The 16,507-nt window shown below is 73.2% G+C and carries 12 protein-coding genes; 7 read left to right on the top strand and 5 right to left on the bottom strand.

Going from position 1 to position 16,507, the window contains the following annotated elements; all coding sequences use genetic code 11:
* Positions 1–108 precede the first annotated feature (108 nt).
* Complete coding sequence (locus BLT76_RS17190) at positions 109–1,101, top strand: aldo/keto reductase (RefSeq protein ID WP_090858922.1); 993 nt, start codon at positions 109–111, stop codon at positions 1,099–1,101.
* Here the strand turns inward: BLT76_RS17190 and BLT76_RS17185 are convergent, their stop codons facing one another.
* Complete coding sequence (locus BLT76_RS17185; RefSeq protein WP_090858919.1) at positions 1,102–2,139, bottom strand: zinc-dependent alcohol dehydrogenase family protein; 1,038 nt, start codon at positions 2,137–2,139, stop codon at positions 1,102–1,104.
* 82 nt (positions 2,140–2,221) lie between these two features.
* Here BLT76_RS17185 and BLT76_RS17180 point away from each other — a divergent pair, with 82 nt between their 5' ends.
* From BLT76_RS17180 to BLT76_RS17170, 3 genes are read left to right on the top strand one after another with little or no spacing between them, the layout of a single operon-like run.
* Positions 2,222–3,721 (top strand): DUF3375 domain-containing protein, encoded by a 1,500-nt coding sequence (locus BLT76_RS17180; RefSeq protein ID WP_090858917.1) that lies wholly within the window; start codon positions 2,222–2,224, stop codon positions 3,719–3,721.
* Positions 3,718–4,470, top strand: coding sequence for a DUF4194 domain-containing protein (locus BLT76_RS17175; RefSeq protein ID WP_090858913.1), 753 nt, complete (start codon positions 3,718–3,720; stop codon positions 4,468–4,470). The genes BLT76_RS17180 and BLT76_RS17175 overlap by 4 nt, the downstream gene beginning before the upstream one ends.
* Positions 4,467–7,919 carry an ATP-binding protein gene (locus BLT76_RS17170; RefSeq protein ID WP_090858909.1) on the top strand — a complete coding sequence of 1,151 codons (3,453 nt, stop codon included), beginning with the start codon at positions 4,467–4,469 and terminating at the stop codon, positions 7,917–7,919. The genes BLT76_RS17175 and BLT76_RS17170 overlap by 4 nt, the downstream gene beginning before the upstream one ends.
* 175 nt (positions 7,920–8,094) lie before the next feature.
* On the opposite strand, the gene BLT76_RS17165 is transcribed toward BLT76_RS17170, so the two are convergent.
* Both BLT76_RS17165 and BLT76_RS17160 read right to left on the bottom strand, forming a co-directional pair.
* On the bottom strand, positions 8,095–8,298 hold the full coding sequence (locus BLT76_RS17165; protein ID WP_090858906.1) for a cold-shock protein: 204 nt from the start codon (positions 8,296–8,298) through the stop codon (positions 8,095–8,097).
* Positions 8,299–8,547: 249 nt separating this feature from the next.
* Positions 8,548–8,985, bottom strand: a complete 438-nt coding sequence (locus BLT76_RS17160) for an Hsp20/alpha crystallin family protein (RefSeq protein ID WP_090858901.1) — start codon at positions 8,983–8,985, stop codon at positions 8,548–8,550.
* Between the two features lie 107 nt (positions 8,986–9,092).
* On the opposite strand from BLT76_RS17160, the gene BLT76_RS17155 reads away from it, so the two are divergent.
* Positions 9,093–9,371: a MerR family transcriptional regulator gene (locus BLT76_RS17155; protein WP_090858899.1), complete on the top strand. Its 279-nt coding sequence runs from the start codon at positions 9,093–9,095 to the stop codon at positions 9,369–9,371.
* 15 nt (positions 9,372–9,386) lie between these two features.
* Here BLT76_RS17155 and BLT76_RS17150 read toward each other — a convergent pair whose 3' ends face one another.
* Together BLT76_RS17150 and BLT76_RS17145 are read right to left on the bottom strand one after the other, a co-directional pair.
* Complete coding sequence (locus tag BLT76_RS17150) at positions 9,387–9,998, bottom strand: hypothetical protein (RefSeq protein ID WP_090858895.1); 612 nt, start codon at positions 9,996–9,998, stop codon at positions 9,387–9,389.
* Positions 9,995–11,350, bottom strand: coding sequence for an MFS transporter (locus BLT76_RS17145; protein ID WP_090858892.1), 1,356 nt, complete (start codon positions 11,348–11,350; stop codon positions 9,995–9,997). The genes BLT76_RS17150 and BLT76_RS17145 overlap by 4 nt, the downstream gene beginning before the upstream one ends.
* 137 nt (positions 11,351–11,487) lie before the next feature.
* Between BLT76_RS17145 and BLT76_RS17140 the strand changes: the two genes are divergently transcribed.
* Positions 11,488–14,124 (top strand): 5'-nucleotidase C-terminal domain-containing protein, encoded by a 2,637-nt coding sequence (locus BLT76_RS17140; RefSeq protein ID WP_170867113.1) that lies wholly within the window; start codon positions 11,488–11,490, stop codon positions 14,122–14,124.
* A gap of 52 nt (positions 14,125–14,176) precedes the next feature.
* Positions 14,177–16,504 carry an arylsulfatase gene (locus BLT76_RS17135; RefSeq protein ID WP_090858886.1) on the top strand — a complete coding sequence of 776 codons (2,328 nt, stop codon included), beginning with the start codon at positions 14,177–14,179 and terminating at the stop codon, positions 16,502–16,504.
* Positions 16,505–16,507 lie beyond the last annotated feature (3 nt).

Genomic DNA, 16,507 nt, shown 5'->3' with positions numbered 1-16,507 from the left:
TTCTGAACTGTGGTGGCCGTCACTGTAGCGGCTGACAGGTCCTCGCGCTCAGGTGCGGGGGTGTTCTCTTGGAGCACACCCACCTCGGCCTCGGCAAGGAGCACCAGCATGGACACGCGCACCCTCGGGCAGGGCCTGGAGGTCTCGGCCCTCGGCCTCGGCTGCATGGGCATGAGCCACGGCCTCGGCCCGGCCGGCGACCACGACGAGATGGTCGGCGTCATCCGCGACGCCGTCGACCTCGGCGTGACCCTCTTCGACACCGCCGAGGTCTACGGCCCGTTCGTCAACGAGGAGCTGGTCGGTGCGGCGCTGGCCCCGGTCCGCGACCAGGTCGTGATCGCGACCAAGTTCGGCTTCTCCTTCGACGCAGACGGGAAGCAGACCGGCGGGCTGGACAGCCGGCCCGAGCACGTCCGAGAGGTGGCCGACGCCTCGCTGAGGCGCCTCGGCGTGGAGACGATCGACCTCTTCTACCAGCACCGGGTCGACCCGGACGTGCCGATCGAGGAGGTCGCGGGCGCGGTCGGCGAGCTGATCGCCGCGGGCAAGGTGCGCCACTTCGGGATGTCGGAGGCCGGCGCCGGGACGATCCGGCGCGCGCACGCGGTGACGCCGGTGACCGCGCTGCAGAGCGAGTACTCGCTGTTCTGGCGCGAGCCCGAGGAGTCGGTGCTGCCCACGCTCGAGGAGCTCGGCATCGGGTTCGTCCCGTTCAGCCCGCTCGGCCGCGGGTTCCTCACCGGCCGGATCGACGCGTCCACCACCTTCGCCGACAACGACATCCGCCGCACCCTGCCGCGCTTCCAGGCCGACGCGCTGGCCGCCAACCAGGCGGTCGTCGACCTGCTCGGACGGATCGCCGAGCGCCACGACGCGACCCCCGGGCAGGTGGCGCTGGCCTGGCTGCTCGCCCAGCAGCCGTGGATCGTCCCGATCCCCGGCACCCGTCGTACGACGCGGCTGCGGGAGAACGTCGGCGGCGCGTCCCTCGCGCTGACCTCGGCCGACCTCGACGAGATCCAGCAGGCCAGCGCGACGATCGTCGTCCAGGGCGAGCGCTACAACGAGGCGATGCAGGCGATGATCGACCGCTCCTGATCACCGCTCGAGGCGGACGACCGTGATCCCGGGCGAGGTGGCCGGCTCGCCCATCGCGGCCAGAGCGGCGCCGGCGTCGGCGAGCCCGATGACGGCGCCCACCAGCCGGTCCGGTCGTACGGCGCCCGACGCGACCAGGTCGAGCATCGGCGGGTAGTCGCGGGCGGCCATGCCGTGCGAGCCGAGGACCTGCAGCTCCTTGGCCACCACGAGGTCCATCGGCAGCGGTGGCGTCGCCTGCTCGCCCAGCAGCAGCCCGACCTGGACGTGGCGACCGCGCGGGCGCAGGGACGACACCGACGCGACGGCGGTGGCGGGGGAGCCGACGGCGTCCAGCGACACGTGCGCCCCGCCGCCGGTGGTCTCGAGCACCCGCCGGGCGGCGTCGGCGCCGCCGGTCAGCACGACCTCGGCGCCCAGCTCCGTCGCGAGGGCGAGCGCCTGGTCCGACAGGTCGACCGCCACGACCCGGGCGCCGAGCGCGGCCGCGATCATCACCGCCGAGAGCCCTACGCCGCCGCAGCCGTGCACGGCCACCCAGTCGCCCGGCCCGACCCGGCCGTGCGCCGTCAGCGCGCGGTACGACGTCGCGAACCGGCAGCCCAGCGCCGCGGCGGTGACGAGGTCGAGGTCGTCGGGCAGGACCACGACGTTCAGGTCGGCGGCCGGTACGGCGACCAACTCGGCGAACGACCCGGGCATCGTGAAGCCGGGCTGCTGCTGGTCGGGGCAGACCTGCGCGTCGCCGGCCGCGCACCAGGCGCACCGGCCGCAGCCGCAGACGAACGGCGCGGTCACCCGCTGGCCGACCCGGACCGTGCGCACCTGGGGTCCGACGGCGGCGACGACACCGGCGAACTCGTGGCCGGGCACCTGCGGCAGCGGCACCGGGTCGTGGCCCTGCCAGGCGTGCCAGTCGGAGCGGCAGACACCGGTGGCGCCGACCGCGACCAGCACCCCGTCGGCGGGGCAGGTGGGGTCGGGGACCTCGACCAGCACGGGAGTCGCGCCGTACGTGTCGTACCGGACCGCCTGCACGGGATGATCGTACGGTCGGACCTCTCTGCGACACTTGCCCGCTGACGAACCGCCCACGGGCGCGAGCGCGAGAGGAGCAGGGATGAGCGAGATCGCCGGCGAGCTGGCCCGGGTCAAGGGCGCCTTCTCGCAGCCGACCCTCACCCTGCTGCACCAGCGGCAGGCCGCCGTCGTCATCACCGTGTTCCGGGCCGCCTTCGGGCGCAACAACAAGCCGATCCCGACCGCGCGCCTGCACGCCCAGGTCGAGGAGCACCTGGCCGAGATCCGGCTCGCCGGCGAGACCGAGGTCCCGACCGGCAACGGCCGCGACCTGTGCCACCGGTGGATGCGCGGGCAGTGGCTGGTGCGGGCCCTCGACGAGACCGGCCACGAGGTCTACACGCTGACCTCGCACGCCCAGCAGGCCCTGGAGCTGGTCAAGAACCTGGCCCGCGACCGGGCCACGCTCAGCGAGCACCGGATCGCCACCATCCTCGGCACCGTGCGGCGCTTCAACGCCGAGGCCAACCCCGACCGGACGTCGCGGGTGACCATCCTCAACGCCGAGATCGCCCGGCTCCAGGCCGAGCGCGACCGGCTGGTCGACGGCGCCGAGCTGGTCAGCGCGACCGAGGACTACATGGTCGAGGGGTTCACCGAGCTGCTCTCGCTGATCTCGGCGCTGCCCAGCGACTTCGCGCGGGTCGAGGAGCGCTTCGCCACCATCCGCGGGCAGATCCTGGCCGCCTTCCGGGCCGAGGACCGCCCGGCCGGCGAGGTGATCGACGACTACCTCGCGCGCGCCGACGCGCTGATGACCGCCACCCACGAGGGCCGGGCCTTCGAGGGGGCCTTCGCCCTGCTGCGCGACGACGCGCTCGTGACCCAGCTCCGCGAGGACCTCACGGCGCTGCTCGACCACCCGCTCTCCGGGGGGCTGATCAGCGACGCCGACCGGGCCGAGCTGCAGGGCACGGTGCGGCTCGTGCGCGACGGGCTCGACCGGGTGCTGGCGCAGCGCTCGCGGGTCACCGCCACGCTGAAGGAGTACATCGTCTCCCACGACGCGGCCCGCGACCGCGAGCTCGAGCAGACGCTGCGCCAGATCGAGTCCGAGCTGATGACCTGGATGGCCACGACCGGCCCGCGCGCGGTCCACGAGGTACCCCTGCTGCCGGCGCGGGCCGGGGCCGAGCACCTGCGCGAGCGGTTCTACGACCCGGCCGACGACGTGCTCCCCGAGCGGATCCGACCGGGCGATCCTGACGACGCGCCTCCGGTGTCCCTCGAGGGGCTGCTGGCCCAGGGCGGGCCGCGGCTGTCCGCGCTGCGCCGCCGGCTCGAGGACACCCTCGGGTCGCTGCTGCCCGCCGGCTCGCTCGGCGAGCTCTTCGACCGGCTCGAGCCGTCGCTGCGACGGCCGGTCGAGATCTTCGGCCTGCTCCACCTCGCCGCCGACCGCGAGTGGCTCAGCGAGGAGGAGCTGGAGGCCTTCGTGGCGGTCCGGCCCGACGGCAGCCGCCGTACCTTCTCCGTGCCCCGCACCCCCCTGCCCGATCCCGACCGCCGACCCGAGACCCGAGAGGACGCCGCGCGATGAGCGTCGACGCCGACCTCGACAGCAGCCCCGTGACCGACCCCGACGTGGACGTCGACCTCGACGTCGAGCCGATCGACGACTCCTCGGTCTCGCTCTTCGAGGGCGACGAGGGCGGTTTGGAGTACGCCCAGCGCCGGGCCCTGGTCGCGCTGCTGAAGCAGCGCTTCATCAGCGCCCGCACCCACCCGCGCGACTGGCCGGTGCTGGTCGACCACGAGCGGGTGCTCCGCTCGCGCCTCAACGACCTGTTCCTCGACCTCGTGGTCGACCGGTCGCGCGAGGTCGCCTGGAAGCGCCAGGCCACCTCCGAGACCGGCAGCCGCTTCCCGACCCTGCTCTACGACGCCGCGTGGTCGCGCGAGGAGACGCTGGTGCTGGTCCACCTGCGTGACCGGCTGCGCGCCGGTCTGGCGGGCGGGGACGCGCGGGTCTTCGTCGACCGCGAGGACATCGTCGAGTACGTCGCCAGCTTCCGGCCGGCCCATGCCACCGACGAGGCCGGCGACGAGAAGCGCGCCCGCAACGCGGTGGTCAGCGTGGTGAAGTCCGGGCTGCTGATCGGGGCGGCCTCCGACGACCGCTACGAGATCAGCGAGGCCGTCGAGCCGCTGCTGCCGCTGGAGCTGATGCAGGAGCTGCTGGAGGCGCTGCAGCGGGCCAACCGGGCCGAGCAACCGCCGCCCGAGCCCGAGGCGGAGCTGTTCGACGAGCAGCCCGACGGGCCGGTTCACGGGGAGGACACGGAGTGACGACGACCGACGGGCTCTTCGAGCAGCAGCTGGTGGACGCGCCCGCCGACGACACGGTGCAGTGGCGCGCGGCGCTGCTGCAGCTGGTCAACTGGGGCGGCTTCGGCGGCCTGACCACGGTGCCGCTGCGCGGCGACGCGACGATGATCTCCGGGGCCTCCGGGGTCGGCAAGAGCACCATCCTCGACGCCTACACCGCGCTGATGATGCCGTCGGACACCAAGTTCAACGGCGCCTCCAACGACGCGGTCGCGGGCCGGGCCCGCGGCGTCGGCCAGCGCAACCTGCTGTCCTACCTGCGCGGCGCGGTCGACGTGGTCGACGACCCCCGCACCGGGCGCCCGGTCGAGCAGCTGCTGCGCGGTCGCGGCTCCGACACCTGGGGCGCAGTCGCGATGACCTTCGTCAACGACCACGGCGGCCGCTTCACCGCGCTGCGCACCTACTACGTCCCGCGCCGGGCCGCCCGCTCCGGCGAGGTGCAGATGCAGCTGGTGACCCACGAGGGCGCGCTGTCACTCGACGCGCTCGAGGTCGCGGTGCCCGAGCGCTTCCACGCCAACACGCTCAAGAAGCTCTACCCCGGCGTCCGCGTCCACCGCACGTACGCCGAGTTCTCCGCGGTCCTGCACGCCCGCCTCGGCATCGGCGCGAACGGCGACGGCGCGAAGGCGCTGCGGCTGCTGGCCCGGATCCAGGCCGGCAACCAGGTGCGCAGCGTCGACGAGCTCTACAAGGACATGGTCCTGGAGCGGCCCTCGACGTACGCCGCGGCCGACCGGGCGGTCGAGCACTTCGACGACCTCGACACGGCGTACTCCGCCATGCGGGTCGAGGAGCAGAAGCTCGAGCTGCTCGACCCGATCACCGACCTGCACGAGCGGCGGGTGGCGGCCGGCGTACGTCTCGGCGAGCTCGACGCGTACGGCGTGACGCTGCCCGGCGACACCCCGCTGCGGCTGTGGCTGCTGCGCACCCACCGCCGGCTGCTCGGCGGCGCGGTCGACGCCAACCGCGACGACCGCCGGGCCACCGACGAGGAGCGCACCCGCACCGCCGGTGCGGAGAAAGCGCTGCAGGGCGACCTGGAGGCGGCCAAGGAGGCGCACCGGGCGGCCGGCGGCTCCACGCTGCAGTCCCTCGCCCTCTCGCTGGAGCAGGAGGCGGTGGTCCGCGAGGACCGCGCCGGCCGGCGGGCCGTGCTGCAGGAGCGGCTGCTGCCGCTGATCGAGCTGTCCGGCGACGACGCCGGTCCGGACGCCGACGGCGTCGCGGACGCGTTGGGGTCCGAGGCCGCGTTCGCGGCGCTGCAGCAGCGGGCCCGCGCCTGGCTCGACGGCTGGCAGGGCCAGCAGGACCGGCTCGGCCGGGCCCGCGACGGGCTGCGCGACCGGCGCTTCCCGCTGCAGCAGCGGCAGGGCGAGCTGCGCGGCGAGCGGGCGTCGCTGGAGGGCCGGGCCGGGCGGATGCCGGCCCGGATGCACGAGCTGCGCGCCGAGGTGGCGGAGGCCAGCGGGCTCGGGATCGACGAGCTGCCGTTCGTCGCCGAGCTACTCGACGTCGCGCCCGAGGAGGCGCGCTGGCGCACCGCGATCGAGACCGTCCTGGGCGGCACCGCGCGGGTGCTGCTGGTGCCGCTCGACCGGCTCGCGGCCTTCTCGGCCGCCATCGACGGGCTGCAGCTGCGCGGCCGCCTGACCTTCGAGGGCGCCGAGCTCGACCTCCCCGACCGCGGGCCGGGCGACCCGGAGCGGATCGCCGGCAAGCTCTTGTTCCAGGACTCGCCGTTCTCGGGCTGGGTGCAGGCCCACGTCGAGGACCCGGCCCGCAACGCCCTGTGCGTGGAGACCGCGGCCGGGCTCGAGGGCGACGGGCTGCGGGTGACGCTCGCCGGCCAGACCCGCAGCGGCCGCCGGGGCGCCCACGGGCGCAACGACGCCCGCAGCATCATCGGCTTCTCCAACGAGGGCGCGATCGCCGAGATCGACGCCGAGCTCGCGACGCTCGAGCAGGAGCTGGTCGCCCTCGACGCGGAGGTCGCCGAGCAGGACCGCCGGCTGCGCGTGCTGACCCGCGCGCGGACGGCGTACGACGCGGTCGCCGACGCCCGCTTCGACGACCTCGACGTGGCCGGCAGCGACCGCCGCATCGCCGACCTCGAGCGGCGCCGCGACGACATCCTGGCCGCCGACGACCAGCTCCAGGTGCTGCAGGAGCAGGTCGAGGCGCTGGAGGCCCGGCTGGAGCAGACCCGCCGGGCGCGCTTCGGCCTGGAGCGGCGCCAGCAGGAGCTGAACTCCACCCACGCCGAGCTGATCGACTCCGAGGACCTGGTCAACGACCGGCTCGAGGCGATGGAGCGCAGCGGGGCGGTCGTGCTCACCGCCGAGCAGGACGCAGCGCTGGCCACCGAGTTCGCGGCCGCGGCGGCGCCGGCGGACCCCGACGACCCCGACCGGTTCTCCGAGACCTCGCAGCGCCTCGCCGACCGGCTGCACGGCGCGGTCGCCGAGGCCGACGCCGAGATCCGACGGGTCGACGACGAGCTGACCGGGATCTTCCGGCTCTACAAGTTCCAGTGGGACTCGCCCAACCTGGGCGCCACCGCGGAGTCGTACCCCGACTACGCGCGGATCCTCGAGGAGATCCGCGGCAAGGGCCTCGCCGGGCGTCGTTCGGAGTGGCGGCGCCGACTCACCGAGTGGAGCGGCCAGGACCTGGTCCCGCTGGTCGGGGCGATGGCGGCCTCGATCGAGGAGATCGAGGACCGGCTGGACCCGATCAACGCGATCCTGCGGCGCCTGGAGTTCGGCGCCTCCGGCGACCGGCTCCGGATCCGCCTGCGCCGGCTGGCCCCGGCCCACGTCCAGGTCTTCATGAAGGACCTGCGGGCCCTCTCCTCCGCGGCCACCACCGAGCTGGCCGAGGACGACCTTGAGCGCCGCTTCGCGGACCTCAGCCGCTTCATGCAGCAGCTGCGCAGGCCGACCCAGGTGGGCGAGGCCGGCGCCGCCGCGACCGACCGCGACCGGCTGCTCGACGTACGACGGCACGTCGAGATCAGCGCCGAGCGCTACGACCCGGCGACCGGCGAGCTGCGGGCGACGTACCGGACGCTGGGGGAGAAGAGCGGCGGCGAGAGCCAGGAGCTGGTGGCCTTCATCGTCGGCTCCGCGCTGCGCTTCCGCCTCGGCGACGAGACCCGCTCGCGGCCCCGCTTCGCCCCGGTCTTCCTCGACGAGGGCTTCGTGAAGGCCGACTCGGAGTTCGCCGGCCGCGCCGTGCAGGCCTGGCGCGGCCTGGGCTTCCAGCTGATCGTCGGCGTGCCGCTCGACAAGGTGACCGGGCTGGAGCCCCACATGGACGAGCTGCTGGCGATCACCAAGAACAGCGTGACGCACCAGTCCTGGATCACGCCGATCACGGGGGCGTCGGCGACCGCGGACTGATCGCCGCCCCGATCGCCGACCTCTCGGGCCTTCCCTGACGTTCCCGGGGGATGCTTCGCCCAGGAACGTCCTACTTACCCGGATATCCGGGTAAGTAGGACACCCCCCCCGGAAACGCACGAACGGCGACCCCCGGCGTGAGCCGGGAGCCGCCGTTCAGCGGTGCGGGGTCTTCTCAGACCGCGCGGACGTTCTCGGCCTGCGGGCCCTTCTGGCCGGCGACGACGTCGAACTCGACCTTCTGGTTCTCCGCGAGGCTCTTGAAGCCGGTGCCCTGGATGTTGGTGTGGTGGACGAACACGTCCGCGCCGCCACCGTCCTGGGCGATGAAGCCGAAGCCCTTGTCGTCGTTGAACCACTTCACGGTGCCCTGGGTCATCTGATTCCTCTTTCGTTGCGGTGGATGCAGCGCGCGCGGGGCGCTCGCTGCGAGCTGAAGACATGGCGTGTATGTCCAGCTGACCGAAGACCAACGAACAGGCGATGAGCTCGGCGACCACTGTGGCCACCGGGTGGGGAGAACCCCCTTCAACACCTCAGACGGTAGCAGGGTGCTCCGACCGGCCTCGCATCCTCGCGCGCGGGGGCCGCCGGTGCGTGACCGGCGACCCCCGACGGCGGGAGGGGATCAGCCCTCGATCGCCGCGGGCTCCCGGTGTTCGCTGTCCTGGCCGGAGCCGATCTCGATCTTGCGGGGCTTGGCGCGCTCGGCGACCGGGACGACGAGCCGAAGCACGCCGGCGTCGTAGCTGGCCTCGATGCGGTCGAGGTCGAGGTTGTCGCCGAGGACCAGCTGGCGGCTGAAGGTCCCGCGGGTGCGCTCGTTGGCCAGCATCTGCCAGTCGCCGTTGCGGGTCACGCGCTCGGCCCGGACAGTCAGCACGTTGCGCTCGACGTCGAGGTCGATGCTCTCCCGGGTGACGCCGGGCAGGTCGAACTCGATGACGAACCGGTCACCCTCGCGCCAGGCATCCATCGCCATCGCCGCGGGCCGGTTGGTCGTGCCGAGTAGCTGCTGGGTCAGGCGGTCGAGGTCGCGGAACGGGTCGGTGGTGCGCAGCAGCATGGCTCTTCCTCTCTGTGAAGGGTGGTCGACGTCCTGCGTAAGTCCGTCGAACCTGTATCAACGGTTACAGGTTTTATATACCCAGATGATGCGTCAGACTCAAGTCCGTGAGCGAGAGAAATCGAGGGGTCTTCGCGATCTCCGTCGCGGCCGAGATGGTGTCGATGGAGATCCAGAACCTCCGGGTCTACGAACGCCGCGGACTGGTCGATCCGGCCCGCACGTCGGGGGGCACGAGGCTCTACAGCCCGGCGGACATCGAGCGGCTGCACCGGGTCCGCGAGCTGCTTGCGGAAGGTCTCAACCTCGCCGGCGTGGGCCGGGTCCTCGCGCTGGAGGAGGAGGTACGACGCCTGCGGGCCAGGCTGGCGCGGGCGTCGGGTTGAGCGCGCCGGCGTCGGTCAGACCAGGTCGCGGACCCGGTCGGCGAGCGAGTCCTTGACGGCCTGGGTCACCGCGGTCTCGAGCTGGGCGTTCAGGTCGCCCTGGTCCTCGAGGTTGCCGAGCAGCTCGCGCAGGTCGAGGTCGTCGACGGTGCGGAGCAGGACGTCGTCGGTCTTCAGTGCGGCATTCACGACGGAGTCCGGGAGGGCGCGGATCGCGGCCTTCAGGAACCGGTTGAGGTCGGCCGAGTCCAGGGCCTCGCCGACCAGCTCGGAGGCCGGGGGGAGTGTGCCCTCCTCGTCCAGCCGTCGTACGGCGTCCCGCAGCCCGTCGCGCAGCGCCTCGATCTCCGCGTCGCTGCGCTCGCCGCCCTGACCGAGCTCGAGCGTCAGTGCCTCGCGGCTGACGGAGAGCCGGCAGGCGGCGCCGTCGACGCCGAGCAGCACCAGCCGCTCGGTGAGCCCCTCGATGCCGTCGGAGCGCGAGGTGACGGTGCGCTCGACGCACGGGTCGACGGTCCGGAGGGGCTCGAAGGAGCCGCCCCCGCCGGCGAGCTGGACGCCGATCACGCCGGCGACCAGGACGGCCGCGGCGACCGGCAGGCCGAGCGCCCGGGCCGCGGCGCTCATGCGGTCTCCCGGGAGCGGGGCCGGACCGCGCCGAGCACCACGGTCAGCAGGGCGAGCAGCGCCAGTCCGGCGCCGATCAGGAACGAGTCGCGGAACGCCCGGGTGGCGGCGCGCTCCAGCTGCTCGTCGAGGTCGCGCTCGAGCTGCTCCGCGGCCGGCTGCTCGGAGGCAGCGAGGTCCAGGCTCGCGAAGGCCGGGTGCAGGTCAGGGACCTGGCCCTGCTGGTCGGCGAGCTCGTCGCCGAGCGCGCGGGCGACCGCGATCTTGTCCTCCGCGCGCAGCGGGGCGTCGATGACCAGGGCCGTGATCGCCTGCTCGGCGGGCTCCTGGGCGTCCTGGAGGTCCGCGGTGAAGACCGGGGTCAGGATCGCCAGCCCGACGACGACGCCGACGTGGCGGGCGCCGATCGTCCAGCCGGCGTGCCGGGCCCGTGGCAGCCGCAGCTCCATCGCCTGGGCGGTGAGCCGGTCGACGGTGAGGCCCAGGCCCAGGCCGACCAGCGCCTGCGGCGCGACGGTCCAGGCGAGATGGGACGACGGCGGGATGGCCAGCGCGACCAGGCCGCCGGCGACCAGGAAGCAGCCGACCCCGACCTCGACCTGCGGGGGCGTGCGCAGCAGCCGCGCCAGCGGCCCGGCGGCGAGCGCGGCGATCGGCACCACGGACACGGTCAGGGCCGCGGTCGCGGGGGAGTGTCGCCAGCCCTGGACCAGCAGCAGCACCAGCAGGAACAGCGCCGCGGTGAGCGCCGCGGACAGCAGGGCCAGGGTGAGGTTGGGGCGCAGGGCGGGCCGGTGCCGGTCCGGCTCCTGCTCGGGTACGGCGGCGACCGCGAGCGCGGCCGGGACCGCGAGGACGGCGAACGGCACCTGCACCACGAAGATGGCCTGCCACGAGATCGCCTGGGTGAGCAGCCCGCCCGCGACCGGTCCGGCCGCCGTGCCGATGACGCCGGCCGTGACCCACGCGGCGACGCCGCGCCGCTCGCCCCACTTCGCGACCAGGAGCTCCAGGCACCCCACGAGGGCCAGGGCCCCGCCGACCGCCTGGATGCAGCGGGCCGCGATCAGCACGTCGATCGAGCCGGCCACGGCGCACCACGCCGAGGCGGCGGCGAAGACCGCGATGCCGACGGCGCCGAGGACCTGCGGCCGGGCGCGCGCGGCGGCCATCGCGGTCGGGACGGCGCCGAGGCCGAGCACCAGGTTGAAGGAGATCAGCACCCACGCGACCTGGCCGACCGTCGCGTCGAGGTGCACGAGGATGTCGGGCAGCGCGAGGGTGACCACCGCCGAGTCGGCCAGTACGAGCGCGACGGTGACGGCGAGCAGGGGAGCCACGGCACGACGCACCCGCTCATCCTGGCAGGATCGCCAAGAGTTCGCATACGTGAACGATGTCGGAGAAGTGTTCACAAGTCTGGACTCAGTTCTTGACTCTGTGTGATCGGCGCCATACGTTCGGGCCGCCACCCCAAGCGAGGAGTTCCATGAACGTGCTGCGCAGATCTCTCCAGCGAGCCGCCGTCCTGGTCGCGGCCCTGTCCGTCCCCCTCACGGCGCTCGCCGTCACCGCAGCCCCGGCCACCGCGGCCGTCGGCGACGAGGTGATCGCCTGGCTGGAGGTCGAGGACGGCGTGATCAGCGGGGGACCGGCCCTCAACTCCGGCGACCACGGCAACTTCTCGGGCACCGGGTCCTACACCTTCCGCGAGACCGGCATGCAGTCGACGATGACCGTCAACGCGCCCGCGGCCGGGACCTACCCGGTCTACATCCGCTACGCGGCCGGGCCGCTCACGCCGGAGGAGAACGTCACCCGCGCGATGGGGCTGCTCACCAACGGCGGCAGCCGCCAGCAGGTGAGCTACCCGATCACCAGCCTCGAGAACTGGGAGGCCTGGCGCTTCTCCACGGCCACCGTGACCCTCAACCAGGGCCCGAACACGATCGCCGTGCAGTGCGATCGGGGCCAGGAGATCTGCCGGCTCAACTTCGACGCCATCCAGGTCGGCGGCACCGCGCCCGACCCGTGCCCGGCGACCGCGCCGGAGACCGGCTGGACCAGTCTCTTCGACGGCACCTTCGCGACCTTCGACGGCTGGCGCAAGGCCGGGGCGGGCGGCTTCGGCCGCCAGACCGACTGCACGATCCGCGGCTTCCGCGGTCGCGGCGCCACCTGGCTCACGACGCAGCAGCAGGGTCCCTACACCCTGGAGCTCGACTGGCGCCGCGGTGACGCGGACGCCGTCTCCAGCGTGTACGTCGCCTCCGGCAGTCGGGGCGGCGCGGACCCCGCGGGCGGCTTCCGCATCCCGATCGGGACGAGCACCGGCGCGATCGTGCCCACCGGCGGCACCGCCAAGCCCGCCGACGCCGAGAAGGTCGCCGCCGCGCTGAAGCCGGTCGTCGGCCAGTGGAACACCTACTCCATCCGGCTGACCGGCTCGCGGGTCCGGGTCCACCTCAACGGCACCCTGGTCAACACCCTCGACCTGCCGGAGCCCGTCTCGACCACCGGCTTCATCGGGCTCGAGAACCCTGCCGGCTCCGACCACGTCTCCTTCCGGGCGATCCGGCTCAAGCCCGACGTCGACGTCGCGCAGGTGGCGGCCCCGTTCACCCGGGCCACCCGCGCCAACGGCACGACCGTGAACCCGGGGGGCGAGTCCACCCTGGGCCACCTGGTGGCCGACGTGCAGAAGTGGGCCACCGGCGACACCCAGCTCGCCCTGGTGCGACCCGGCTCCCTGGGCGGCGACCTGGCGGGTGGCGCGACCAGCTTCCCGGCCGTCTTGACCTACCAGCAGGCGGCCGCGGCCCAGCCCTCGTCCGACACCCTGGTGACCCTGAGCCTGACCGGCACCCAGCTGAAGGCCGTGCTGGAGCAGCAGTGGCAGCGCAGCGCCGGTGGCGGCATCCCGTCCGTGCCGTTCCTGCGCCTCGGGACGTCGGCCGGCTTCACCTCGACCCACGACCCGAGCGCTCCCGAGGGCTCCCGGATCACCGGCATGTGGCTCGACGGCGAGCCGATCTCCCCGACCGCGTCGTACTCGGTCGCGGTCGACTCGACGCTGGCCGCCGGCGGCGACAACTTCCGCGCGTTCCTCGGCGCGACCGACAAGCAGGACACCGGCACGCCGGTCCTGGAAGCGCTGCTCGACTACCTCGACGAGCACGCCGACCCGGCCGCCGGCGGCAGCCCGCTGGTCCCCGGCCGCGCGCAGCACGCGGTCGGCGTGACGATCCCGGGCGGCGCGCCCGCGTCGTACCCCCTCGGTGGGGCGCTGGCCGTCGACCTCTCGTCGCTGGCCTTCCCGTCGACCGCCGACCTGAAGGACAGCTCGGTGGCCGTGTCGCTGGGGGGCAAGCGCCTGGCGTCGTTCCCGGTGGACAACACGGTCGGCAACGCCGTCTCCGACGAGTACGGCACCGCGGCGGTCCGCGCGACGGTCCCGGCCGACGCGCCGCTGGGCGCGACGACCCTGCGCATCGTCGGCAACAAGACCGGGACCACCGTCGAGCTCCCGATCACCGTCTCCGCGGCGTCGTCGACGACGTCCGTCAGGATCGCTCCCTCCGCCGTCGCCGTACGACGGGGCACGGCCGGGGTCACGGTGACCGTGGCCTCCGCCGGCCCGACGCCGACCGGCACGGTCGAGCTGCTGGTCGGCGGGGTGAAGCGGGCGAACCTGACCCTGGTCGGCGGCCGGGCGACGGGCACCGTCGGTCCGTTCACCGCGGTCGGCTCGCAGATCGTCACCGCCCGCTACCTCGGCAGCGCGGCGACCCTGCCGAGCACCAGCGCGGCCGCGAAGCTCACGGTCCGCAAGGCTGTCGCCACGGTCACCGCCAAGGTCGCGCCGGGCAAGGTCGTGGCCAGGAAGACCAGGGCCAAGGTCACGGTCACCGTCACCGCGCCCGGTCTCACGCCGTCCGGCAGGGTCACGGTCAAGGTCGGCACGAGGACCTACGCGGCCACGCTGAAGGGCGGCCGGGCGACGGTGCGGCTGGTCAGGCTGACCAAGCCGGGGACGGTCCGCGCGACGGTGACCTACCTCGGTGACACGCTCACCGAGAAGGCGTCGACGACCGCGAGGATCAAGGTGACCCGGGCGAAGCGGTAGTCACCTGGATCGGGTGAGCCCGCCCGGAAGCGGGCGGGCTCACCGTGGCGGCATGACGAAGCCATTCCAGGGAGTGATCAACCTCGACGTCCGCGACTCGGTCGCCGACTGGACGCCGTTCCGGGAGCCGTCCGCCCCGGAGGGCGCGCCCAACGTCCTGCTCGTCCTGTACGACGACACCGGGCTCGCGGCGTGGTCGCCGTACGGCGGCCGGATCAACATGCCGACGATGCAGCGGCTGGCCGACCAGGGGCTGACCTACACGCAGTGGCACACCACGGCGCTGTGCTCGCCGACCCGCTCATGCCTGCTCACCGGACGCAACCACCACCAGAACGGCTTCGCCCAGATCTCGGAGGGGGCGCAGGGGTTCCCGGGGCACACCGGCCACATCCCGATGGAGAACGCGACCATCGGCGAGGTGCTCCGCGAGCACGGCTACAACACCTACTGGGTCGGCAAGAACCACAACATCCCGGTAGACGAGTGGGCGGTCGGCGCCACCCGGCGCAACTGGCCCCTGGCCCGCGGCTTCGACCGGTTCTACGGGTTCATCGGCGGCGAAACCAACAACTGGTTCCCGACGCTGGCCGAGGACAACCACTACGTCGACCAGCCGTACGGGCCCGAGGACGGCTACCACCTGTCGAAGGACCTCGCCGACAAGGCCATCTCGTTCATCGCCGACAGCCGCACCTCGGCTCCGGACAAGCCCTGGTACCTCTGGTTCTGCCCCGGCGCCAACCACGCGCCGCACCACGCCCCGGAGGACTACATCGCCAAGTACGCCGGGCAGTTCGACAACGGCTACGAGGCCTACCGCGAGTGGGTGCTGCCGCGGATGGTCGAGCGCGGCATCCTGCCCGAGGGCACCGAGCTCAGCGAGATCAACCCGCTGGACGCCCAGGCCGCCGTACCGCTGGACCACGTGCGGCCGTGGGCCGAGCTGAACGCCGAGGAGCGGCGGCTGTTCGCCCGGATGGCCGAGGTGTACGCCGGGTTCTCGGAGTACACCGACGCGCAGGTCGGCCGGATCGTGGACTTCCTGGAGGAGACCGGGCAGCTCGACAACACGATCATCCTCTACTGCGCCGACAACGGGGCGTCGGGCGAGGGCACCCCGAACGGGTCGGTCAACGAGAACAAGTTCTTCAACGCCTGGCCCGACGACCTGGAGGAGAACCTGGCCCAGGTCGACGTCCTCGGCTCGCCGGCGACGTACAACCACTACCCGACCGGCTGGGCGACGGCCTTCTCGGCGCCGTTCAAGATGTTCAAGCGCTACACCTACCAGGGCGGCGTGGCCGACCCGCTGGTCATCTCCTGGCCGCGCGGCATCACCGCCCGCGGCGAGGTGCGCACGCAGTACCACCACGCGGTCGACGTCGTCCCGACGCTGCTGGAGTGCATCGGCCTGGAGATGCCGGACACCGTCCAGGGCTACGACCAGTCCGCGCTGCCGGGGGTGTCGATGCGGTACTCGTTCGAGGGCGACGGGCCGACCCGCAAGGTCATCCAGTACTACGAGATGTTCGGCACCCGGGCGCTGTGGCACGACGGCTGGCACGTCGTCGCCCGGCGCGCCCCCAACGAGGGCGGGACCGCGACCGACTTCGTCAACGAGACCTGGGAGCTCTACCGCTCGGAGGAGGACCGGGCCGAGCTGCACGACCTCGCCGCGGAGTACCCCGACAAGGTCAAGGAGCTGGTCAACCTCTGGTACGTCGAGGCCGGCAAGTACGACGTGCTGCCCCTCGACAACCGCTCGGTGGCGGACCTGATCAAGAGCCTCCCGGTCGCGGACCTCCCCGAGGGCGGGGTCTACCGCTACTACCCGAACACCTCGCCGGTGCCGGAGTTCGCCGCCGCGCAGATCAAGGGGCGCTCGTTCAAGATCCTGGCCCAGGTCGACCTCGACGACCCCGACGCGCACGGGGTGGTGATCGCCAACGGCGCCCGGTTCGGCGGGCACTCGCTGTTCGTGAAGGACCGCCGGCTGCACTACGTCTACAACTTCCTCGGCCTCGCCCCCGAGCAGCACCTGGTGTCGGCCGACGAGCTGACCCTGGGCCCGCACGTGCTCGGGATGGACTTCGCCAAGGAGGGCCACGGCGAGCACGGTGAGGCGCTCGGCACGGCCACGCTCTACGTCGACGACCTGGCCGTCGCCAAGAGCGACTGGCGGACCCAGCCGGGCCAGTTCGCCCTCTGCGGCGAGGGGCTGACCGTGGGCCGGGACAGCTCCGACCCGGTCTCGGCGGAGTACGACGCGCCGTACGCCTTCACGGGCGGGCGGATCCGGGTGGTCGAGATCAACATCGGCGACGACGTGTACGTCGACCTGGAGCGCGAGTTCCACGCCGCGATGGCCCGGGACTGAGGT

It is taken from the genome of Nocardioides lianchengensis, assembly GCF_900101465.1.
Lineage (GTDB): Bacteria > Actinomycetota > Actinomycetes > Propionibacteriales > Nocardioidaceae > Nocardioides > Nocardioides lianchengensis.
Note: the sequence above shows the minus strand (reverse complement) of the source record. Positions and strands in the feature narration are given on the sequence as shown.